This is a genomic window from Paraglaciecola algarum (genome assembly GCF_021532655.1).
Taxonomy (GTDB): Bacteria; Pseudomonadota; Gammaproteobacteria; order Enterobacterales; family Alteromonadaceae; genus Paraglaciecola; species Paraglaciecola algarum.
The window spans coordinates 184,427-205,590 of sequence record NZ_JAKGAS010000007.1; the positions used below are offsets into that span (position 1 = coordinate 184,427).

Consider the following 21,164-nt stretch of genomic DNA (forward strand, 5'->3'; position numbering starts at 1 on the left):
AGGTTTTGCCATACAACAAAGCATGTAATTAAATTAACTAGACCACCTCAAGAAGTGGTCTAATTAACCATCACATCAGGTTAATTATTTAGAATATATTTGTTGATTGTTTATCAGTTACCTCCAGCTAATTTTATGCGGAAGAGTCTGTATGTAGGTCATACACTTTTCACATTACTCACTTGGTGTAATGACAGCAGATGAAAAGGTGATGACTTGTTATCAATACTCAGTTATTAATTGTCATTTGTAATGATAGAAAGAGAAATAACTCTTTTTGTGTGAGATTTGCCATCAAACCAACTCGTCTTAATTAGCCCCGTTTGTTTTGTTTACTTCCGTTTCTTAATACGGGCGAACCGCCTGAGATTTTCTTATACAGCTTTAGCTGGTCGTAGAGCGACCGCCACTAGAGATGGGGGGAGCAATCTGCCGGTTTAAAGGCTCTTCTCAACTTAAAAACAAAATCAAAGTCTGTGGTTCTTTAGTACTTTGGAGCTATTGCTCTGCTTCTTTCCGCCTGTGCCTGCTAGACCTAGGGTTTTAAGCTTCTTCATCACGTAATGTAAGTACTTCATAACCTGATGGGGTAACTAAGATGGTATGTTTCCACTGAGCTGACAATTTTCTGTCTCTAGTAATTACTGTCCAACCGTCTTTCTTTTGTTTGGTTTTATAGGACCCTTGATTAATCATAGGTTCAATCGTAAACACCATGCCCTCTTGCAAAGTAATGCCCGTATCAGGTTTACCTAGATGCAATACTTGTGGGTCTTCGTGCATTTCTCTGCCAATGCCATGACCGCAATAGTCACGAACCACACTAAAGCCATTTTTTTCAGCATGGGTTTGAATAGCATGGCCAATATCGCCCAATGTTTTACCTGGTTTAACAACCTTAATACCCTGCCACATAGCTTGGTAAGTCACATCCACTAGTTTTTTAGCAATGGGTAGTACAGCTCCAATCATGTACATTTTGCTACTGTCTGCAATATAACCATTTTTCTCTAGGGTAATATCAAGGTTGATAATGTCTCGCTCTCTTAGTTTTTTGCCGACAGAAGGAACACCGTGGCAAACCACCTCATTTATGGAAGAGTTCAATACATATTGATAACCATACTGCCCCTTACTGGCGGGCCTAGAGTGCAAAGTATTAATAATATAATCTTCAACAAAATCGTTAATTTCCATTGTAGAAATGCCGACTTGAATATAACTGTCGAGTGCTGTAAAAACGCTGGCAAGTAATCTGCCAGATTCACGCATTAAACCTATCTCTTCCTGAGATTTAATGTGGATATTACTCATTGACCAATTTCACTGTTGTGACATTTTGCGCGCGCATTTCTCGTTGCAAAATTTCTTCATAAGTTAATGTGGGATTTTGTTCTGCCAACCTACCAATTTTTAACCAAAACTCAGCCTGTGAATTAATCGATCTTTCCATTACCGCACTATTTTTTCGAACCTCTTCATGAAGCTGATCTGAGATTTTTACTATACCCATGTTTTCACCAATATACGTTATGCTACATAATGTAGTATAACGCATACTATCTGCATTGTTAATATCAGACAGTTTAAATAACAATCTGTTCTGTTCACTATGGTACTAATTGTTGTACTTGATGATCCCACTTAGACTCAAACTCTTTTAAGTTCTGCTTGCGTATTTTGGCACATTTTACAAAAACAGCCATATCACCACTGTTTTCCATACACTCAGCTGATTCTTTAAAATAAATATTCCATGCCTGCTTCTTTTTACCTTTAAAATCAACGTAATTAGACACCATCACATGTTCAGTTTTAGCGTAATTTTTAGCTTTGTAAGATTTTGTTTTGTATCGGCTTATGGTCTGTGTCTTAGATAATGACTTAGGGTGTGTTTTATGCTTTTTGGAAGAGTTAGTTGAAGTTGATGGCGAACTTGAAGCAGCCTTTTTTGATTTTTTGGCAGGTTTATTTTTAGCTAAAAGGCAGTCTAAAAACTCTTGTTTAACTGCACGGTGTTTGTCTCTCGCACGCTCGCTGACTTTGTATTTTAGTACATCATTCCATCTATCAACCTTTTGTTTTTCAGTATCACACTGCGCCTTAGCAACTGATAAATTACAATAGGTCATGGTAATTATCGCGAGTATCAATAATTTCATTAAACGTTCCTTGTTATATTTTTAACTATTTCGAGTCATTAAGCTTAGTACCAATTCGGCTAAATAACGTGGGCGAATTTGTCTGCTTGCCTTAGCCATTGATAAAAGGAATTTTGCAGGGCTATTATATTCACTCCAATTGAGGTTAAAGCGTTAGCCGTATTTAATTGATCACACATATTGTTTTGTACTAGTTGTATTAGTTTGGCTAAATGCGACTTGGGTCGTCCATCAAAAAATAAATAAAAGCCCAACTTGTGGCGTAAAACTGGTGAGTTGTACCCTTGTTCCATTGGTGATTTGAAAGATGCAGCTTAATTTCTTAGTCTGCAGGGGGTTAGTTAAAGCAACAAAAATCACCCACAAAAAAAGGCGCTGAATAAGCGCCTTTTTGATGTCTTTTCAGACTACAAATCATTTTACTTCTTTTTAAGACCAGCAAAACGTTTGTTAAATTTATCAACACGACCACCAGTGTCAACGTTACGTTGCTTACCAGTATAGAAAGGATGGCAAGAAGAACATACGTCTAAGTTGATGTCTTTTTTCAATGTTGAACGTACAACAATTACGTTTCCACATGAGCAGTTTGCTGTCATGTCTTGATAATCTGGATGGATATCTTGTTTCATGGGTTACCTTATTCGTCAGGCCGCATCGCTATCCAACCCGAAGTTGAACACCATACGAAAATTAAATTAAAAAGCTTTGTGGCTTGCCGCAAAGTGGCGCGCATATTAATGTATGGGGCTTAGGCGATCAAGGGTTTTGTTGTTTTTATCGCCATTTACTCCAAATTCAGCTCAACAGACAGGTTTTGCCGTACCCGATGTCAATAATTAGTATTGCTCTTCCCATTCCCAAACGTCAGCTATTTGATTATTTAGCTGCCGACGAGATCCCTAAAATTGGCTGCCGAGTGCGGGTATCCTTTGGGCCTCGTAAGTTAATTGGTGTGGTTTGGGAAATTAATCAAGAATCAGACTGGGATAAAAACAAACTTAAAAAAATTGAACAAATCATCGATGCACAACCTATATTTGATGCAACTCAACGTAAGCTTTGTTCCTGGTTAGCTCAATATTATAAACATCCAATTGGTGACGTGGTGCAAAGCGCTATGCCTGTGGCCTTACGAAAAGGTGAATCGAGTGAGGCTAAACCCACTAACTACTTAACTTTAACGGATTCTGGCAAAACCTTTGATTTATCGAATTTATCTCGCGCTCCGAAACAATACTCATTGTTAGAAAAGCTCAATAAAGTCGAATTAACTAAGTCTCAAGCCAACCAAGATTTTGGTATTTCTGCGGTTAAAGCTTTACTAGACAAAGAACTCATTCAAGACGTATCAAAACCCCATCAAATAAACACTAGTTGGCAGCAACAAATTGTTGTACAAGGAAAGCCTCAAGCTAATGTAGAACAAGCATTGGCCATAAGCAGTGTAGAAGCCAAACTAGCTGAATTTGCTTGTTTTTTGTTGGATGGTATAACCGGCAGTGGTAAAACTGAGGTATATCTGCAGGCTATAGAGCCGGTTTTAAAGCAAGGTAAACAAGTTTTAATTTTAGTACCAGAGATTGGTCTCACGCCTCAAACCGTGCATAGATTTAAATACCGATTTGGTATTGATGTAGGCATTTTACATTCTGGCCTAACTAACACTGAAAGATTACAAGTTTGGCAAAAAAGTAAAAATGGCGAATTAGGCATTGTGATTGGCACACGTTCAGCCATATTTACGCCCATGTTAAATCCCGGCCTACTCATTGTGGATGAAGAACACGATGCATCTTACAAACAGCAAGATGGGCTACGTTACCATGCTAGAGACTTAGCGGTTGTTCGAGCCCATGCTGAAAATACCCCATTAATTTTAGGTACGGCCACCCCCGCTCTAGAAACCCTAAACAATGCGTTAACTGGGAAATATCATCACTTACAATTACAACAACGGGCTGGTAAAGCATCCGTCGCCACTAAGCATGTTTTTGATATACGACAACAACCCTTACAGTTTGGTATTGCCCAAGGCATGTTAGATCGCATACAACAACACTTGGAGCAAGGCAGCCAAGTGATGTTGTTTATCAACAGGCGGGGTTATGCACCAGCTCTTATGTGTCATCAATGTGGACATGTTGAACATTGCCATCGTTGTGATAAACCTTTCACACTACACAATCAGTTATATAAATTACAATGTCATCACTGCGGAAGTGCCAAACCTATCCCACAACAATGTAATCAATGTCAGTCGAACGAATTAAATGCCATGGGTGTAGGTACCGAGCAACTAGAGATAGGGCTAAACAAATATTTCCCCAACTACAGTAATATTCGAATTGATAGTGATAGCGCTAGAGGCAAGAGTAAGCTGGATACTATGCTAAATAGTATCAATAACAACGAACATCAGATTTTAATTGGCACGCAAATTTTGTCTAAAGGTCATCATTTTCCGAATGTCACTTTAGTACTAATTTTAGATATAGACGGGGCATTATTTAGCGCAGATTATCGCGCCGCCGAAAACCTTGCTCAACTGATTACCCAATTAGCTGGACGAGCTGGACGAGCAGAAAAACCCGGAGAAATGTGGTTACAGACTCACGATCCAGGGCATCCTTTATTGCAAGATTTAATTAACAATGGTTATGGGCATTTTGCCCAATATGCATTACTTGAAAGAAAAACGGCCAATTTACCGCCTTATACTTACCAAGCTTTATTTAAGGCTCAGGCATTAAACCCAAAAGATGCTCATACATTTTTACAAAATGTGGCAGAGTTATTTAGCCAATATTCAGATGTGTGGTGCCTTGGCCCTATTCCAGCGTTAATGGAAAAACGCCAAGGCCAATACCGAATGCAATTATTATTACAAGCCAAACAACGCAGTGTTTTACAACATGCTCTTGGTCAGCAGGTAAATCAAATTGAAACACTCTTTTTGGCAAACAAAGTACGCTGGTCACTTGATATCGATCCTCAAGACTTCAGTTAGAGATTGAACCCAAAAATAAATTTAACAAAATGATTTACTCACAATCTAGCCAAGGTAAGATTGGTCGCCCTAGAGTAGTAAATTGGAAGTCTTTGTAACATGGCTCAAAAAGATTATGTAGCCCGTGGGCGAAGTAAAAAACAAGCCCCTCCTCCTAAACATTCAATTCCTTGGTTACGTTTAATTACTACCTTGGCCTTGGTTGGCGGATTTAGCTTTTTTTTATGGACCCTCAAAGATAAATCTGCAGAGCAAGTGACAGTTGCGCAAGCTAAAAACCCAGTTAAAACAGAAGATGACTTACCAGATATTCCTGAAGAAGAATGGGAATTTATTAAGAGTTTGCCAGAATTTACCGTAGAAATTGAAAATAAGCAGCAAGACCAACCTGTGATCCTTAGATTAATGCAATGTGGGTCTTTTAGAAAAGAATCACAAGCACAAGAACTTAAAGCACAAATAGCCTTACGAGGTGGTTTAGAATCACAAGTCAGAACTCAATCGGGAAGATGGTACCGAGTGATTCTAGGTCCATATGAAAATAAACGTTTAGCTGAAAAAGACCGTCATATCTTACAAAGAGTCAAAATAAACGGCTGTAAAATTTGGAATTGGAATTTATAAAACAAGGGAGCTAACCTTAGCTCCCTGCTAAATTCTCATTGGAATTTAAGCTTTACCTTGAAAATTTCACTTTTCTCCCCAGATCTAGCTCATACCACGCTAGTCCAGACAATTGACTGGATTGAAGGCGCTAAGTCGGCAGTTTATCTGCCTATTATTTTTAAGGAATTTAAGTGACTACTATTGTATCTGTGCGTCGTAATAATCAGGTTGTTATCGCTGGAGACGGCCAAGTTTCGCTAGGTAATACCGTAATGAAAGGTAACGCCAAAAAAGTACGCCGTTTGTACAACAATAAAGTACTAGCGGGTTTTGCCGGTGGCACAGCCGATGCGTTTACCTTATTTGAACGGTTTGAATCCAAACTAGAAATACATCAAGGTAATTTGACTCGCGCAGCTGTAGAGATGGCTAAAGACTGGCGTACCGATCGTATGCTCAGAAAATTAGAGGCATTATTAGCTGTAGCTGACGAAACCGCATCATTTATCATTACTGGAAACGGCGACGTGGTGCAGCCAGAAAATGATTTAATTGCAATTGGCTCAGGGGGCAATTTTGCTCAATCGGCAGCCATGGCATTATTAGATAACACTGAATTAACAGCCAAAGAAATTGCTGAAAAAAGCCTCACAATTGCTGGTGATATTTGTGTATTTACTAATCACAGCCAAACTATCGAGACAATTGATTACTAACATTCGTCTACAAACAATTACTAAGCCAAATCAACTGCACATTTAATTGATTTAGCTATCTACACAAAAGGTTTTAATATGTCAGAAATGACCCCAAGAGAAATTGTTCACGAACTAGATAGCCATATAATTGGTCAACAAGATGCTAAAAGAGCTGTCTCCATTGCCCTTCGAAATCGCTGGCGTAGAATGCAACTTGAACCTGAATTGCGTCAAGAAGTCACCCCAAAAAATATCTTAATGATTGGCCCAACAGGTGTAGGTAAAACCGAAATTGCACGCCGCTTAGCTAAACTGGCCAATGCACCTTTTATCAAAGTCGAAGCCACAAAATTTACTGAAGTCGGTTATGTGGGAAAAGAAGTTGAAACCATCATTCGAGATTTGGCTGACATAGCGGTCAAAATGACCAAAGAACAAGCCACCAGTAAGGTGAAATTTAGAGCCGAAGAAGCAGCTGAAGAACGTATTTTAGATGCTTTATTACCACCACCAGAAAACGCTTTTGGTGAAAAAGAACAAGCCCAAGATAGTGGTACTAGACAAATATTTCGTAAAAAACTACGTGAAGGTACACTAGACGACAAAGAAATAGAGCTTGATGTAGCGGCTCCTCAAGTAGGAGTAGAAATCATGGCTCCTCCTGGTATGGAAGAAATGACCAACCAGCTGCAAGGCATGTTTCAAAATCTATCAGGCAAAGAGAAGAAAAAGAAAAAGCTCAAGGTTAAAGAAGCCTTTAAAATATTGATCGAGGAAGAGGCTGCAAAACTTGTTAACCAAGAAGATTTAAAAGCTACCGCTATCGAATCACTCGAGCAAAACGGTATTGTGTTTATAGATGAAATTGACAAAATCTGTAAACGTGAAGGCAACACCAGTGGTGGTGACGTCTCCCGGGAAGGAGTTCAACGTGACTTACTACCGCTAGTTGAAGGTTCAACGGTTTCAACAAAACATGGCATGGTAAAAACCGATCATATCTTGTTTGTTGCATCTGGCGCTTTCCAAATGAGCAAACCATCTGATCTCATCCCAGAGTTACAAGGCCGTTTACCTATTCGCGTAGAGCTAGAAGCGTTAACAGCCCATGACTTTGTGCGAATTTTAACTGAGCCAAACGCTTCATTAACAGAACAATATGTTGCTTTACTTAAAACTGAAGGTGTAGAGGTTAAATTTACCGAAGAAGGCATTGAACGCATTGCGAATGCAGCTTGGCAGGTAAATGAGCGAACTGAAAATATTGGTGCTAGACGTCTTCACACTGTGATGGAAAAGTTAATGGAAGAGATTTCATATGATGCGTCTGAAAAAGCGGGGGAAACCTTAGAAATCAACGCAGATTATGTTAATTCACACCTAGATATGTTGGTAGAAGACGAAGACCTTAGTCGCTTTATTTTATAGTCTGAGACTTAACTTTAAATCGAAGAAATACTATTAACGTGATAGTTAATAGTATTTCTGCTTTAAATTAAATAAAAACTTTATTGATCTAAAGCTATATTCGTTACGTAGGAGTAGGAGCTTTATTCGCCACCTAAATTTTGCATATCAATATACCATTGCATTGGACTTGCACACTTGGTTAATTAGTTCATAATATTCATAATCTTAGTACTGGATGGCTGATATGTTTTCAAAAGAAATAGATTCAAACCTGCGTCATAAAACAAAGATTATTCCTAAATTTGTTGGCCTCATATTGGTCCTGCAATTTATGACAGTATTTACTGTAAATGCGGTAGAAGTACTCACCGCGAAAGAATTAACATCCCATTGTAAATTACTTAGTTCAGAACCCGAAGGGATAGATGGACAATATTGTATTCGGTACATTCAAGGCTTTATTGATGGTGCCATAGCTACTGATGCCAGAGTTATGCTAAATGCAGAAAATGCAATTTCTAAGAGTGAAACATTTTCAGAGCGGGCCATGCGTACTCGAATGCCAGGTCGCTCTGATCTATCTCGTGCCGCTAAATTAGCTGGATTTTGTCTTGGCGACCCTCTACCTATAAGGGAAGTCGTTAATCTTGTGGTGAAAGATTTGAATGCTCACACAAAAGAAGAACCAGCAATGGAAGTTGTCTATAACTCGCTAATCAAAAATTATCCCTGCCGATAATGAAGTTACTTCGAAACACCCCATTATCTCAGCAAGGTAAAGCAAACATATCATCTATTTTGCTTTTGCTTTTTATACTCGCTGGTTCATGGCTGCTGTGGTCAGGACTATATAAACCATTATTGATGGGTTTAGGTGCTTTTTCGTGTTTTCTGAGCACATATCTGGCATACCGTATGGGCTTTTTTCGCCATCACAAGGCCTTATTGCGTATGTTACCTCGCTTACCTGGTTATTGGTTATGGCTACTAAAAGAGATTGTTATATCAACCATAGACGTAGCTAAAATCATTCTATCCCCTTCGTTACCGATCACCCCAACTGTTGTAATTTTAGACGCCAAAACAAAAACGGATGTAGGCCACGTTATATTGGGCAATTCAATCACTTTGTCTCCTGGCACTGTTACATTAGATGTGCATGAAGAACAGCTACTAATTCATTGCTTAACCAGTGAAGGAGCAAAAGAATTACAAAAAGGTGAAGTAAATAAACGAACCGCATCTTTGGAGCGAAAATAAGCGTGTATATTGTTGTTTCAATCGCTATTTTAATCACTATGGTTTTAGCATTAGTCCGAGCCTTAATGGGCCCGAGTGTATATGACCGAGTGCTAGCGGTTAATGTGTTCGGCACAAAAACCGTACTATTACTATCTGTCATTGCCTTCTTATATGGACGACCTGATTTTCTTGATTTGGCATTAGCTTATGCTTTAGTCAATATGGTAGGAATACTTGCGGTTTTAGAGTTTTTCCAAGATCGTTCCAGAAAAAAGCCCGAGGCCAAAGATGATTGATCTACTGATTGATATTCTAAGTTGGATCCTGCTTATACTAGGTGGGGTTTGCGTACTTATTGGCGGTATTGGGGGGTTACGCCTACCCAATTTTTATACTCGCATTCATGCAGCCAGCCTTACTGATACAATGGGCACTATTTTAATTTTTACGGGTATGATGCTGCAAGCTGGTTTGACCTTAGCAACCTTAAAGTTATTTGCAATTATGTTATTTTTGCTGCTGACTGGCCCTACCGCTACCTACGCCCTGGCTAATGCAGCACTATTGTCTGGTCTCATACCAGAAGCCCGAAAAGCTAGCGATGAAGTAGAACAGGAGAAGTCCAAATGATATTTATTTTTGCTGTTTTTCTGCTGACCCTTCTCGTAATTACTGCCATAGCGATTGTGCGCACAAAAGATCTGTTCGTGGCGGTAATGTTAACCTCTATATTTAGCTTATTGATGGCGGCAAATTTTTTCATTCTAGATGCAGCCGATGTTGCTCTAACTGAGGCAGCGGTAGGTGCAGGTGTGACAACAGTGATTTTTCTATGTGCTTTAGGTTTGACCGGATACAAAGAAAAACCTAGAAAGAAAAAGCGTTGGGTGGCCCAAGTTACAGTAGGTATCTTGACGCTACTGATTATCTACGCCACTTTTGACACACCTAGATTAGGAGATCCAGATGCTCCTGTTCACCTACATGTAGCACCTTGGTATTTAGAAAAAACCCCTGAATACATGGATTTCCCTAATGTGGTGACTGCAGTGCTTAGTAGCTTTCGTGGTTACGACACCTTGGGCGAGGTCTTCGTGGTGTTTGCGGCATGTATTGGCGTGTTATTTATCTTAGGCGTCAGCCCACCGCGTAAGTCTATTTCTGTAACTGAAAACACCAGTGGTTTAAAACATCACCTAATTCCTCAAGTTGTGGGACGACTGCTGATCCCATTTATCGTGCTGTTTGGTCTGTATACGCAATTTCATGGTGAATACGGACCAGGGGGAGGATTTCAAGCAGGAGCGATTATTGCGACCGGAGTGATACTTTACGCTCTGCTCGAAGGGGAAGCAAAAGCATTAAAAGCGGTTCCTCGTAATGTATTACTTGGGATGGTAATCGGCGGTGCCCTTTTGTTTGGATGTGTTGGAGTTATTTGTATGATATTGGGTGGAAACTTTTTAGATTATTCAGTACTTTCTTCCGACACCGTATTTGGACAACAATTAGGAATTTTGATCATCGAGGCTGGGGTTGGCATGGCAGTTTGTGGAGCCCTCTTATCTATTTTCCATGCATTCGCTGCCCGTGAGAGTACATTATGAAACTATTAGAACTCCTTGGATATTTCAATTATTGGGTATTTGCTATCATATTAACCGTTGGGTTATACGCTGTAATAAGCAAAAGTAATTTGATCAAAAAACTTATCGGTTTATCAATATTTCAGTCAGCAGTATTTCTCATGTATATAACTATGGACAAGGTTGAAGGTGGAACAGCTCCGATTATTCAAGCGGGTATGAAAGACCAAGTATTTTCAAATCCCCTGCCACAAGTACTAATTTTAACAGCCATAGTGGTTGGGGTCTCGACTCTTGCATTAGGCCTAGCCATGGTGGTGCGCATTAAAGAAAGTTACGGCACCATTGAAGAAAACGAAATATTGGGCGCTGACTAATTACTATGGATTTATTAGCACATCTTCCTGCACTTCAAGTCATTGTGCCGATGTTATCGGCGCCACTGATTGTATTATTACAACCACGAGGATTAGCTTGGGCTGGCGCTACAGCGGTAGCATTACTCAGTTTTGCTATTGCAGTCTCTTTAACTCTAGCTGTTTTAGATGGACAAACAATTGAATATGCTATGGGTGGCTGGCCCGCACCATATGGTATTGCGCTGTCTGTAGATGCATTTAGTGCATTAATGTTACTTGTAGTAACAGGTGCAAGCACTGCAGCATTACTCGCAGCTAAACCAAGTATCGATAAGCAAATAGAACTAGGGCGTCAACCTCTTTTTTACTCAGCTTGGCTACTTGTACTATCTGGTCTAGTGGGCATTGTAGTAGCGGCCGATGCATTCAATATATTTGTATTTATGGAAATTTCATCTTTAGCCAGTTACATATTAATTGCTGGGGGGCCCGATAGGAGAGCACTGCCAGCTGTTTTCAAATATCTAATTATGGGAACGATCGGTGCTACATTCTATCTGATTGGCGTAGGCCTAATTTACATGATGACTGGCACACTTAATCTTGCTGATATGGAAGCTAGGATAGGTGATGTGGTCGAGATAAACCCAGTATTAGTTGCAGCTGGTTTTATTACCATTGGCTTGGCACTTAAAGCAGCGGTGTTCCCGCTGCATGTATGGGTCCCCAACGCTTATACCCATGCTCCGCACATGGTGACAGTATTTCTTGCTGCTTGTGCCACTAAAGTTTCCTTATATGTATTGATACGGTTTGATTACATGGTTTTTCAATCCAAACTTGTCGATCACGATATGCAATTTGCCATGTTTGCCATGCCATTGGCGATCCTTGGAATATTAGTTGCTTCAGCTGTAGCCATGTTCGAAGGACATCTCAAACGACTATTAGCCTCATCCTCTGTAGCACAAATTGGCTATATATTATTAGGAGCCAGCTTAGTTAGTGTTATAGGCCTCAGTGCTAGCGCAACACACTTATTCAACCATGCGTTAGCAAAAGGAGGGTTATTCTTAGCTGTAGCCTGCCTAGCTTACCAATATAAAGATCTACGTCTTGACCAATTAGGTGGGGCTTCAACACGTATGCCATGGACTTGCGCCGCTTTTGTAGTCTGTGGTTTAAGTTTAATTGGAGTACCGGGTACCGCTGGGTTTATTAGTAAGTGGCTGCTTATTAACGCTGCACTACAAAGTGGACCTTGGGGCTGGGGTTTAGTCGCGATTATTCTAATCAGCTCCTTGATGGCTGTAGTTTATATTTGGCGTATTGTTGAAGCCTTATATTTTAACGATCCAGTCGAAGACGACGTTCTTACATCATCAGAAGCGCCACTCCAGTTACTTTTAATTACGGGGCTTGTAGCGATATTGAACATATACTTTGGTATATTTCCACAGGTTCCATTAGAGCTAGCAAATAGTGCAGCGGCTTTGCTAATGGAGGGCGCTAAATGATACCAGAAACGGCTATATTAGCCGCTATAGTTTTACCTTTAGCTGGCGCGTTGGCAATTGCTCTTGCGGGTCGAATTAGTCCTAATCTTCGTGAAGCGGCAACCGCAATTACAGCGATCAGTTTGATCTGGGTGGTGTGGGGATTGTTACCGACTTTAATGGAAGGCGGACGTCCCTCCGTAGAGGTTAGCGAAGTGTTGCCAGGTTTGAGTATAGCGTTTAAAGTTGAACCGCTCGGCATGTTATTCGCAGCATTAGCATCAGGGCTTTGGTTGATTAATTCGATATATTCCGTTGGCTATATGCGCGGAAATAATGAAAAAAATCAAACTCGATTTTTCGCTTGTTTTGCCCTTGCTCTATCAGCGACTATGGGTATCGCTTTTGCTGGTAACTTATTTACCTTATTTTTATTCTACGAACTATTAACCCTATCTACCTATCCTTTAGTCGCTCACAAAGGTGATGCTGCAACGGTTCGTTCTGCCAGAATATATTTAGGTGTTTTATTAAGTACATCTATTGGGCTATTTCTACCAGCTATAATATGGACCTATATGGCAGCTGGAACAGGTGACTTCACAGCTGGTGGGATCCTCGCAGGAAAATTGAATGATCCAGAAATAGGATTATTGCTTGGCCTATTTGTATTTGGTATCGGTAAAGCGGCTGTAATGCCCATGCACAAGTGGCTGCCAGCCGCAATGGTAGCACCCACCCCTGTGAGTGCATTATTACACGCTGTTGCAGTAGTAAAAGCCGGTGTATTCGCGATCACCAAAATTATTGTATATATATTTGGCATTGACTTTCTATTTGCCGCACCCAGTTCGCAATGGCTATTATATGCAGCCGCATTCACCATAATTACAGCCAGTTTAGTGGCAATGCGTCAAACTAATATTAAGCGTTTATTAGCCTACTCAACCATTGCTCAACTTTCTTATGTCGTTATGGCAGCGGCAATTTTAAAACCATTAGCCGAAGTAGGAGCTGCCATACACATGGTGGCTCATGCCTTTGGTAAAATAACCTTATTTTTTGCAGCAGGTGCAATCTACGTCGCATCAAAGAAAACTGAAATAGCTCAATTGCGCGGTATTGGTAAGCGTATGCCTTGGACTATGGCGGCATTTACTATTGGTGCACTCAGCATGATTGGGGTTCCACCAACCGCTGGATTCGTATCTAAATGGTACATTCTAGCCGGAGCATTTGAAGCCAATAACCTAATAGCTGTATTCACTATAATTGGTAGTACGGTATTAAACGCAGCCTACTTTTTACCTATTTTATATATGGTTTGGTTTGAACAAGAAAAAGAAGGTGGAAAGGAGCACGGTGAAGCTCCGGTGTTAGCTGTTTTAGCATTATGTTTAACCGCCTTACTAACGCTAGGATTCTTTTTGTTTAATGGTCCAGTAATTGAATTGGAAAGCCAAGTTGTGAAGGGGCTCGGTTAATATGAATGATGAAAAACAACTACATTGGCTAGTGCGACCTTCAACTATTCGTAAATTATGGATCGGTTTTAGTATTGTTTTAGCCTTAACCGTATTGGCTCAAACTGTTATATATGTAAAAGGCTACTTCGGCTTTGATGCTTGGTTTGGGTTTGGTGCAGTGTACGGATTCACGAGTTGTTTGATAATGGTTTTAATCGCTAAATTATTGGGTTTAGTGCTGAAACGGCCCGAAAATTATTACAATGAAAATCAGCACGAACCAACTGTTAACTCTGAGCAAACATCAGTAAAGGAGAGCAATAATGGAGTTTGAAATGCTTTCTCCCGCACTCATATTACTAATTGCTTCAGTTCTTATAGGCTTAGTCAAAGGTCATGCTCGAACGGCTGTTATACTACTTGCCCCACTAATGACCTTATGGGCCATCTGGCAGGTTCCTGATGGAGTTCAAACAACTGTTAAGTTTCTCTCATATTATATTGAGCCCGTTGAGGGTAGCCCACTAAGAAGGCTGTTTGCCACTGTATTTGCCATTATGGTGTTTGTTGGCGGCCTATATGCTTTTCGTATCGCAAAATGGTATGAACTAGCTGCAGCTTTTGCCTATGCAGCTGGCGCTATTGGCGTTTGTTTTGCTGGTGATTTAATTACCATGTTTTTATATTGGGAGTTAATGGCAATTTTTTCCACTATAGTTGTTTGGTGTGGTGGAACGCCTGCCGCACGGGCTGCTGGAATTCGATACGCCATTATGCATTTGCTCGGAGGAGTGATACTTAAAGTAGGCATCGAAGGCGTGGTGGTAGGTACTGGTTCAATTCAAATTCAGCCTATGTTGGCGACTGATTTCGCAACTTGGATGATTCTGATAGGCATTCTAATTAATGCTGCTGCACCGTTTGTGTCGTCATGGCTGTCAGATGCATACCCCGAGTCTAGTCCAACAGGCTCGGTTTTCTTGTCAGCATTTACGACCAAAACTGCTGTATTAGCTCTAATACTGTTATTCCCCGGAGAGTCGGTACTGATAGGTCTAGGCCTTTTCATGGTAATGTATGGAATTATTTATGCGCTACTCGAAAACGATGTACGTCGAATTTTGGCTTACTCTATCGTTAACCAAGTAGGTTTCATGGTAGTAGCTGTAGGCATTGGTACCGAGATGGCACTCAATGGGGCTGCAGCTCATGCCTTTGCTCATATTGTCTATAAGGCACTTTTATTCATGAGCGCAGGTGTGGTTATCTATCGAACAGGTAAAAATAAATGTATTGAATTGGGCGGTCTTTTTAGAACTATGCCCATCACTTGTGTCTGCGGCATTATTGGTGCCCTGGCTATTTCTAGTTTTCCGCTTACTTCAGGCTTCACCACAAAAAGTATGATCTCTCAAGCAGCTGTTGATATGAATCTCATGTGGGTATATATGGGGCTAACCGCAGCGTCAGCAGGTGTATTTTTACATGCTGGAATCAAATTTCCTTGGTTTGTATTTTTCCAAAAAGACTCAGGCTTAAGACCAAAGGATGCACCATGGAACATGAGTGTGGCAATGATCATTTTCGCCAGTATTTGTATTTTATTGGGCGTTTTTCCCGAACTACTTTATGGTTTGTTACCTTACCCTGTTAATTACCAACCTTACTCAATTGGGAAAGTACTATTCTATTTACAGTTACTGTTATTTTCAGGATTGGCATTTTTTGTACTTTTACCAATGATGAAACGAACTATGACCATAAGCCTCGATACTGACTGGTTATGGAGGCGCGCCGCATATTCCTTACTTCAAATAGTCGAGAGAGCTTTGGGCACAATATCGGCAATGTTATCAATACAGAAAAAACGCATACAAAACCTCTTACAAGCTATGGCGGTTCGCTACTTAGGCCAACCACATACTGCAGATAGTAAAGAGCGCAGTATATTTGCCCGTTCATGGACTGTAGGCACCACTGCTTTATGGATAGCCGGGTTGTTATCTGCATATGTTTTGCTTTACTACCTATAAGCAAATCGTCCATCTCATAAAGGGCTTAAAAATCTGCCCTTTATGAGTTACTGAAGAGTTTAGGTGTTACCAATATTGGCAAACGGTGAAATAGGCTCAAGATAGTAAATTGGATTTTTGTTTTCAACAACCTCACTAAAAACATCTACGGCCAGCAATTCACTTATTGCTCAACAAGCTGTGATTCAGCTCACACTAAATGAATATGCTAGTTGATTCTTAAAGTGAACTTTATCACTCGCAACCATCTGTCTAGAGCCAATTTAATTTCCATGGTTCTAGCTTGCATTTTGGCGTAATTTTTGGACTCAAGATGCAGTTACATGCGATACAAAACCAGTCCCTAACTGCACAATAAAATTTAAATCTACAAAAGTAGCATTAGGTTGAATATGCTGGTCTAGCATTCTATATTTATTATCAACCCCATAATAAAAGGATTTATGTCATGTTTAGATGGCAACTTTTTGAGCAGATTAGGAATGCTATCCCATGCTAGGCGCAGTTTCAGCTTCGATACTAAACGTGAGGAGTATGCCTGCCGCTAGCAGTTCAATTCTTGGTCAAGTTAGCCATGGAATGGTGCTAAAAGGTAATGGGCCTCATAAAAACTGGATACAAATCAATTATAAAGATACTTTTGGCTTTGTTGCAGCCCAATATATACAACCGCTCAATGATCTATCACGCTTAACCGGCACGGTTAACACTGCAAGACTGAATGTTAGACAATCCCCTACTGCGAGTTCTAAATATCTAGCTACTTTACATTTAGGCGCTTCTATTAAGACACTAGCAATTCTGGATAATTGGTTGGAAATCGAGTTCAACGGTTCAACTGCATATGTTGCATCTCAATATGTGGATTTAGTTTATGTATCAAAAGGCTATTACGCCAGAGTGAACACCAATTTGCTCAATGTGCGTTCTGCGCCAGAGTCGCATGCCAACTTGTTTGGTCAGTTATCTATTGATTCTAAAGTTTGGGTTGAAGGAGCCCAACAAGGTTGGAGTCAAATTCGCTTCAATGGTAATCGTGCATATGTCGCCAATAAGTATTTAACTCAGATAGATTTGAGTCAAAATAACTTAACAGAATTTGAGCCTATTACTTTAGCTGACAGCCAAGACGAACCGCCAATTCCAATCGAAGAACATGGCCAACAATTATCTAGATTAACACCTACTAGTCTTTTATCCGTTACTGGCACAAGTGAACAAAGAAACGTCGCTGCTACGTGGAATAGATGGGGCGCATTATTACAAAATTTATGTCACAAAAAACATTTAGATGTTTCTTGCGCATTGGCAGTACTGTGCGTGGAAAGCTCAGGGAAAGGTTTCGAGCAAAACAACGGCGACAAAATGATCATTCGTTTTGAAAATCACAAGTTTTGGAAATTTTGGGGTAAACATAATCCACAACAATTTAGGCAGCATTTTCAATACAGTAATCAAAAAGTATGGCAAGGGCACAAATGGAGAAACGATAACGATTCTGAGTGGCAATCCTTTCATGGCAATCAAAATAGTGAATGGCAAGTTTTTCAATTCGCTCGCCAGTTAAATGAAGATGCGGCTATGTTATCAATTAGCATGGGAGCGCCACAAATTATGGGTTTCCATTTTGAGCGTATTGGTTACCAATCCATAGTTGAAATGTTTGACGCCTTTTCGCACAGCATTCAAGGACAAATTAACGGATTATTCGACTTTTTTTCACCTAGGATGTTGCAATATTTACAAGACTTAGACTTTGAGTCGTTTGCTGGTATGTATAACGGCAATGGACAAAAAAAAATTTATGGAGACAAGATACAAAAACATTACGCAGCATTTAAAAAAGTAATGCCCAACTTAACAGACTAACTTTCGAGGAAAAAAACATGAACGTATTTTCTTTTATCAGCAATATTTTCGAACCAGCAGTCAAACTTATTGATGAAATTCACACCAGCGACGAAGAAAAATTACAACTTCAAGCACAAATAAAAGCGGTCGAAAATGAATTACTAGCAAAAGTAATGGATTACGAAAGCCAACTATTAAAAAGCAAAACAGCCATCATTACGGCAGAAGCCACTGGACAATCATGGATCCAAAGAAACTGGCGACCCATCACTATGTTAACTTTTTTAGTATTAGTAGTATTAGACAGCTTTGGGGTGTTAGCGTTTAGATTATCAGAAGATGCTTGGACCTTATTAAAAATTGGCTTGGGGGGCTACGTAGCAGGTCGTTCTGCAGAAAAAATCACTCAACAATATTTACAAGCTAGACCCGCAGAAAACAAAAACAACGGCATTGCCAAAGGCTAACTGATTGTTTTTAGGGGCTAAGGTAAAACAGGCGCAATCAATTTTATATGGTGATGCGCCTTTAGCTTTTTATATTGTTCTGACTGCAGATAAACTTTCAACTGACGATCAAAAGCTTTTTTTAAGTCCTTATTTTTAAATCCAGCACGATAAGAGTTAATAGCAAAAAACGGGTGAACTCGAACCTGCTCAAACTGACTATCTCCTGTTAGTTCTTTGCTCAAAAAATCGAACACATTCAGGTCGATAACAATTGCATCTACGCCTCCTTGCAATAACAACTCAACTTGTTTTTTCTGGTCGGCCATTTCAAAATACATACTGTTACCTTTAGCCAAAGCCGAATATTTATCTCCCAATACATCCTTAGCACTTTGAAAACCAACTACTCGTAAGCTAGATAGATCAGCAATATTATTAATTTTATAGTTGCGCTGTTTTAAACTAATGACCACGTTTTGATATTCAATATATACATCACTTAAGCTATCTGTAGGCACACCTATACCTTCATTTAATGTTAATGCAATATCAACTTGCTGGGCATTTAATAATTGGATTGTGGTTTGGTGCGGCACATAAACGACTTTAGTCTTATGCCCCAGTTTGGCTAAGATTTGCCTAATGATGTCTAACTCAAAACCGGTATGGTCAACGGGATTAATATAAGGAGGCCTAGCCCAACCAGCGGCCACACTAATTATGTCTGCTTTTGCAGTAAAACCTAAACTTAAAACAATCAATAACCCCAACACATAAAGTGTTGGTTTTAAAATAAATCTACTACCTTGAGATATAACACCTTGAGACTTAGTACTTCGAGGCAACAATTTCATTTGGCTCTATTGAATCCTTTTTATAGCAACATAAACTACAGCCCAGTGCATTTTAGCAATAGTTAGCAAAATTCTACAACTCATTAAACACTAGCCCCATACGAAATAATTAACCAGCTGAAATGAAAGGATAAAACTAGATTATGCTAACTATTAAAAGCCCAGAATCGAACTGATTAGTATAAATATTCAGCAGCTATACTCGACTTTAGGGCTGCATTTCCGTATGATGCGCGGCCTTTGTTTGGCATCCTATTAAATCGGCAAGACCAAACACTTCGACTAATTTTTTATTTCTGGAATACCCACTTTGATTTCTACCGCTAACATCACCATGCAGTTTGGTGCCGAACCTTTATTTGAAAATATTTCTGCCAAATTTGGTAATGGCAATCGTTATGGTTTAATTGGCGCAAATGGCTGCGGTAAATCAACTTTTATGAAAATTTTAAGTGGAGATTTAACCCCAACTTCGGGCAATATTTCTATTACTCCAGGCGAGAAACTGGGCACCCTTAGCCAAGACCAGTTTGCCTTTGAAGAGTACACAGTAGTGGACACCGTGATCATGGGTGATGTTAACTTGTGGAAAATCAAACAAGAAAGAGACTTTATTTACTCCAAAGCTGAAATGAGCGAAGAAGACGGCATGCATGTAGCTGAGCTAGAAACGCAGTTTGCGGAAATGGACGGGTATACCGCTGAAGCAAGAGCCGAGGAACTCTTATTGGAAGCAGGCATAGCTGCAGAGTACCACTACGGCTTAATGTCGCAAGTTGCACCAGGTCGTAAATTACGGGTTTTATTAGCTCAAGCCTTGTACGCTAATCCAGATATATTGTTGCTTGATGAACCAACCAACAACCTTGATATTTACACCATCAATTGGTTAGCAGAAGTGTTGAATCAACGTAAATGCACCATGATCATTATTTCTCACGATCGCCATTTTCTTAACTCTGTGTGTACTCATATGGCTGATATCGATTATGGTGAATTACGCATTTATCCAGGTAACTACGAAGCATACCAAGCAGCCTCCTCGCTCATTCAAGAACAACTATTAACCGAAAATGCGAAGAAAAGTGCTGAAATGGATGAATTACAAGCCTTTGTGGATCGCTTTTCGGCAAATGCCTCTAAAGCCAAACAAGCCTCTTCGCGTGCTAGAAGGTTAGAAAAAATCACCTTAGATGAGGTTAAATCATCTAGCCGACGTACACCTAGAATTGCATTAAAACAGCATAAGAAGTTACATCGCCAAGCGTTAATCCTTGAACAACTCGGCCATGGTTTTGAAGATAACTTTTTATTCAAAAACGGCGAGCTTATTTTAGAAGCCGGAGCAAGACTGGCTGTGATCGGTGAAAATGGTGTGGGTAAAACCACCTTTTTACGTTGCCTAATGAATGAACTACAAGCAAAACAGGGTGTAGTAAAATGGTCTGAAAATGCCAGTATTGGTTATTGCCCACAAGATAGTTCAAAAGACTTTGATAATGATCTCAGCTTGTTTGACTGGATGTCGCAATGGCGTACTCCAAAACACGACGATTTAGCCGTACGTGCTTTATTAGGTAGTTTATTATTTAGTGCAGATGACTTTAATAAAAAGGTCAAGGTATGTTCAGGTGGAGAAAAAAACCGCTTGTTATTTGGTAAATTAATGATGTCGGATATTAACGTACTGATTATGGATGAACCTACTAACCATATGGATATGGAAGCAATAGAAGCATTAAACAATGCCTTGAAAAAATTTGACGGTACATTAATATTTGTAAGCCATGATAGGCAGTTTGTGTCTTCACTCGCTACTCGTGTCATAGAAATCCGTGACCAAGAAATGATTAATTTTTCCGGAACCTATAATGAATACTTAGCAAGTCGAGCTGAAGCACTGGCCGTAGCTTAATAATACAGCCAATATATTTCGCTTTCA

22 protein-coding genes are annotated in these 21,164 nt (G+C 39.8%); 17 read left to right on the top strand and 5 right to left on the bottom strand.

The features are described from left to right. Positions 1-543: 543 nt before the first annotated feature. The 4 genes from map to rpmE all read right to left on the bottom strand — a co-directional run bounded on the left by map (position 544) and on the right by rpmE (position 2,794). Positions 544-1,314, bottom strand: a complete 771-nt coding sequence (gene map, locus L0668_RS13740) for a type I methionyl aminopeptidase (RefSeq protein ID WP_235313278.1) — start codon at positions 1,312-1,314, stop codon at positions 544-546. After that, positions 1,307-1,513: a ParD-like family protein gene (locus tag L0668_RS13745; protein ID WP_235313279.1), complete on the bottom strand. Its 207-nt coding sequence runs from the start codon at positions 1,511-1,513 to the stop codon at positions 1,307-1,309. Before L0668_RS13745 ends, map begins: the two co-directional genes overlap by 8 nt. Positions 1,514-1,610: 97 nt before the next feature. Next, on the bottom strand, positions 1,611-2,162 hold the full coding sequence (locus tag L0668_RS13750) for a hypothetical protein (RefSeq protein WP_235313280.1): 552 nt from the start codon (positions 2,160-2,162) through the stop codon (positions 1,611-1,613). Between the two features lie 419 nt (positions 2,163-2,581). Further along, positions 2,582-2,794, bottom strand: a complete 213-nt coding sequence (gene rpmE / locus L0668_RS13755) for a 50S ribosomal protein L31 (RefSeq protein WP_235313281.1) — start codon at positions 2,792-2,794, stop codon at positions 2,582-2,584. 197 nt (positions 2,795-2,991) lie between these two features. Between rpmE and priA the strand changes: the two genes are divergently transcribed. The 16 genes from priA to L0668_RS13835 all read left to right on the top strand — a co-directional run bounded on the left by priA (position 2,992) and on the right by L0668_RS13835 (position 18,386). Continuing rightward, positions 2,992-5,172: a primosomal protein N' gene (gene priA / locus L0668_RS13760; RefSeq protein ID WP_235313282.1), complete on the top strand. Its 2,181-nt coding sequence runs from the start codon at positions 2,992-2,994 to the stop codon at positions 5,170-5,172. A gap of 99 nt (positions 5,173-5,271) precedes the next feature. Further along, positions 5,272-5,796: an SPOR domain-containing protein gene (locus tag L0668_RS13765; protein WP_235313283.1), complete on the top strand. Its 525-nt coding sequence runs from the start codon at positions 5,272-5,274 to the stop codon at positions 5,794-5,796. Positions 5,797-5,969: 173 nt separating this feature from the next. After that, positions 5,970-6,494, top strand: a complete 525-nt coding sequence (gene hslV, locus L0668_RS13770) for an ATP-dependent protease subunit HslV (RefSeq protein WP_235313285.1) — start codon at positions 5,970-5,972, stop codon at positions 6,492-6,494. 78 nt (positions 6,495-6,572) lie between these two features. Next, positions 6,573-7,904: an ATP-dependent protease ATPase subunit HslU gene (gene hslU, locus L0668_RS13775; protein ID WP_235313286.1), complete on the top strand. Its 1,332-nt coding sequence runs from the start codon at positions 6,573-6,575 to the stop codon at positions 7,902-7,904. A gap of 313 nt (positions 7,905-8,217) precedes the next feature. Beyond that, positions 8,218-8,625, top strand: a complete 408-nt coding sequence (locus L0668_RS13780) for a Rap1a/Tai family immunity protein (protein ID WP_235313287.1) — start codon at positions 8,218-8,220, stop codon at positions 8,623-8,625. Beyond that, positions 8,625-9,146, top strand: coding sequence for a Na+/H+ antiporter subunit E (locus L0668_RS13785; protein ID WP_235313288.1), 522 nt, complete (start codon positions 8,625-8,627; stop codon positions 9,144-9,146). The genes L0668_RS13780 and L0668_RS13785 overlap by 1 nt, the downstream gene beginning before the upstream one ends. Before the next feature lie 2 nt (positions 9,147-9,148). Next, positions 9,149-9,424 (top strand): MrpF/PhaF family protein, encoded by a 276-nt coding sequence (locus L0668_RS13790; RefSeq protein WP_370659901.1) that lies wholly within the window; start codon positions 9,149-9,151, stop codon positions 9,422-9,424. Then, positions 9,417-9,758, top strand: a complete 342-nt coding sequence (mnhG, locus tag L0668_RS13795; RefSeq protein WP_235313289.1) for a monovalent cation/H(+) antiporter subunit G — start codon at positions 9,417-9,419, stop codon at positions 9,756-9,758. Before L0668_RS13790 ends, mnhG begins: the two co-directional genes overlap by 8 nt. Next, complete coding sequence (locus tag L0668_RS13800) at positions 9,755-10,735, top strand: DUF4040 domain-containing protein (protein ID WP_235313290.1); 981 nt, start codon at positions 9,755-9,757, stop codon at positions 10,733-10,735. Before mnhG ends, L0668_RS13800 begins: the two co-directional genes overlap by 4 nt. Then, positions 10,732-11,091, top strand: coding sequence for a cation:proton antiporter subunit C (locus tag L0668_RS13805; RefSeq protein ID WP_235313291.1), 360 nt, complete (start codon positions 10,732-10,734; stop codon positions 11,089-11,091). Before L0668_RS13800 ends, L0668_RS13805 begins: the two co-directional genes overlap by 4 nt. A 5-nt stretch (positions 11,092-11,096) precedes the next feature. Then, positions 11,097-12,590, top strand: a complete 1,494-nt coding sequence (locus tag L0668_RS13810; protein ID WP_235313292.1) for a monovalent cation/H+ antiporter subunit D family protein — start codon at positions 11,097-11,099, stop codon at positions 12,588-12,590. Beyond that, positions 12,587-14,053 carry a monovalent cation/H+ antiporter subunit D family protein gene (locus tag L0668_RS13815; RefSeq protein ID WP_235313293.1) on the top strand — a complete coding sequence of 489 codons (1,467 nt, stop codon included), beginning with the start codon at positions 12,587-12,589 and terminating at the stop codon, positions 14,051-14,053. The genes L0668_RS13810 and L0668_RS13815 overlap by 4 nt, the downstream gene beginning before the upstream one ends. 1 nt (position 14,054) lies before the next feature. Further along, positions 14,055-14,369: a hypothetical protein gene (locus L0668_RS13820; protein WP_235313294.1), complete on the top strand. Its 315-nt coding sequence runs from the start codon at positions 14,055-14,057 to the stop codon at positions 14,367-14,369. After that, positions 14,359-16,068, top strand: a complete 1,710-nt coding sequence (locus L0668_RS13825) for a Na(+)/H(+) antiporter subunit D (RefSeq protein WP_235313295.1) — start codon at positions 14,359-14,361, stop codon at positions 16,066-16,068. Before L0668_RS13820 ends, L0668_RS13825 begins: the two co-directional genes overlap by 11 nt. A gap of 492 nt (positions 16,069-16,560) precedes the next feature. Continuing rightward, positions 16,561-17,937 (top strand): N-acetylmuramidase domain-containing protein, encoded by a 1,377-nt coding sequence (locus L0668_RS13830; protein WP_235313296.1) that lies wholly within the window; start codon positions 16,561-16,563, stop codon positions 17,935-17,937. 17 nt (positions 17,938-17,954) lie between these two features. After that, positions 17,955-18,386, top strand: coding sequence for a 3TM-type holin (locus L0668_RS13835; RefSeq protein ID WP_235313297.1), 432 nt, complete (start codon positions 17,955-17,957; stop codon positions 18,384-18,386). Positions 18,387-18,403: 17 nt separating this feature from the next. Here L0668_RS13835 and L0668_RS13840 read toward each other — a convergent pair whose 3' ends face one another. Then, complete coding sequence (locus tag L0668_RS13840) at positions 18,404-19,222, bottom strand: substrate-binding periplasmic protein (RefSeq protein ID WP_235313298.1); 819 nt, start codon at positions 19,220-19,222, stop codon at positions 18,404-18,406. A 310-nt stretch (positions 19,223-19,532) separates the two neighbouring features. Here L0668_RS13840 and L0668_RS13845 point away from each other — a divergent pair, with 310 nt between their 5' ends. After that, positions 19,533-21,137, top strand: a complete 1,605-nt coding sequence (locus L0668_RS13845) for an ABC-F family ATPase (RefSeq protein ID WP_235313299.1) — start codon at positions 19,533-19,535, stop codon at positions 21,135-21,137. Positions 21,138-21,164: the final 27 nt, after the last annotated feature.

What these genes read in the sequence shown, in the direction of transcription:
- L0668_RS13750 (WP_235313280.1), bottom strand. Translation starts at nt 2,162, where the DNA reads ATGAAATTATTGATACTCGCGATAATTACCATGACCTATTGTAATTTA.
- map (WP_235313278.1), bottom strand. Translation starts at nt 1,314, where the DNA reads ATGAGTAATATCCACATTAAATCTCAGGAAGAGATAGGTTTAATGCGT.
- L0668_RS13800 (WP_235313290.1), top strand. Translation starts at nt 9,755, where the DNA reads ATGATATTTATTTTTGCTGTTTTTCTGCTGACCCTTCTCGTAATTACT.
- hslU (WP_235313286.1), top strand. Translation starts at nt 6,573, where the DNA reads ATGTCAGAAATGACCCCAAGAGAAATTGTTCACGAACTAGATAGCCAT.
- L0668_RS13785 (WP_235313288.1), top strand. Translation starts at nt 8,625, where the DNA reads ATGAAGTTACTTCGAAACACCCCATTATCTCAGCAAGGTAAAGCAAAC.
- L0668_RS13765 (WP_235313283.1), top strand. Translation starts at nt 5,272, where the DNA reads ATGGCTCAAAAAGATTATGTAGCCCGTGGGCGAAGTAAAAAACAAGCC.
- L0668_RS13840 (WP_235313298.1), bottom strand. Translation starts at nt 19,222, where the DNA reads ATGAAATTGTTGCCTCGAAGTACTAAGTCTCAAGGTGTTATATCTCAA.
- L0668_RS13815 (WP_235313293.1), top strand. Translation starts at nt 12,587, where the DNA reads ATGATACCAGAAACGGCTATATTAGCCGCTATAGTTTTACCTTTAGCT.
- L0668_RS13805 (WP_235313291.1), top strand. Translation starts at nt 10,732, where the DNA reads ATGAAACTATTAGAACTCCTTGGATATTTCAATTATTGGGTATTTGCT.
- L0668_RS13810 (WP_235313292.1), top strand. Translation starts at nt 11,097, where the DNA reads ATGGATTTATTAGCACATCTTCCTGCACTTCAAGTCATTGTGCCGATG.
- mnhG (WP_235313289.1), top strand. Translation starts at nt 9,417, where the DNA reads ATGATTGATCTACTGATTGATATTCTAAGTTGGATCCTGCTTATACTA.
- L0668_RS13820 (WP_235313294.1), top strand. Translation starts at nt 14,055, where the DNA reads ATGAATGATGAAAAACAACTACATTGGCTAGTGCGACCTTCAACTATT.
- priA (WP_235313282.1), top strand. Translation starts at nt 2,992, where the DNA reads ATGTCAATAATTAGTATTGCTCTTCCCATTCCCAAACGTCAGCTATTT.
- L0668_RS13745 (WP_235313279.1), bottom strand. Translation starts at nt 1,513, where the DNA reads ATGGGTATAGTAAAAATCTCAGATCAGCTTCATGAAGAGGTTCGAAAA.
- rpmE (WP_235313281.1), bottom strand. Translation starts at nt 2,794, where the DNA reads ATGAAACAAGATATCCATCCAGATTATCAAGACATGACAGCAAACTGC.
- L0668_RS13835 (WP_235313297.1), top strand. Translation starts at nt 17,955, where the DNA reads ATGAACGTATTTTCTTTTATCAGCAATATTTTCGAACCAGCAGTCAAA.
- L0668_RS13780 (WP_235313287.1), top strand. Translation starts at nt 8,218, where the DNA reads ATGACAGTATTTACTGTAAATGCGGTAGAAGTACTCACCGCGAAAGAA.
- L0668_RS13830 (WP_235313296.1), top strand. Translation starts at nt 16,561, where the DNA reads ATGCTAGGCGCAGTTTCAGCTTCGATACTAAACGTGAGGAGTATGCCT.
- L0668_RS13825 (WP_235313295.1), top strand. Translation starts at nt 14,359, where the DNA reads ATGGAGTTTGAAATGCTTTCTCCCGCACTCATATTACTAATTGCTTCA.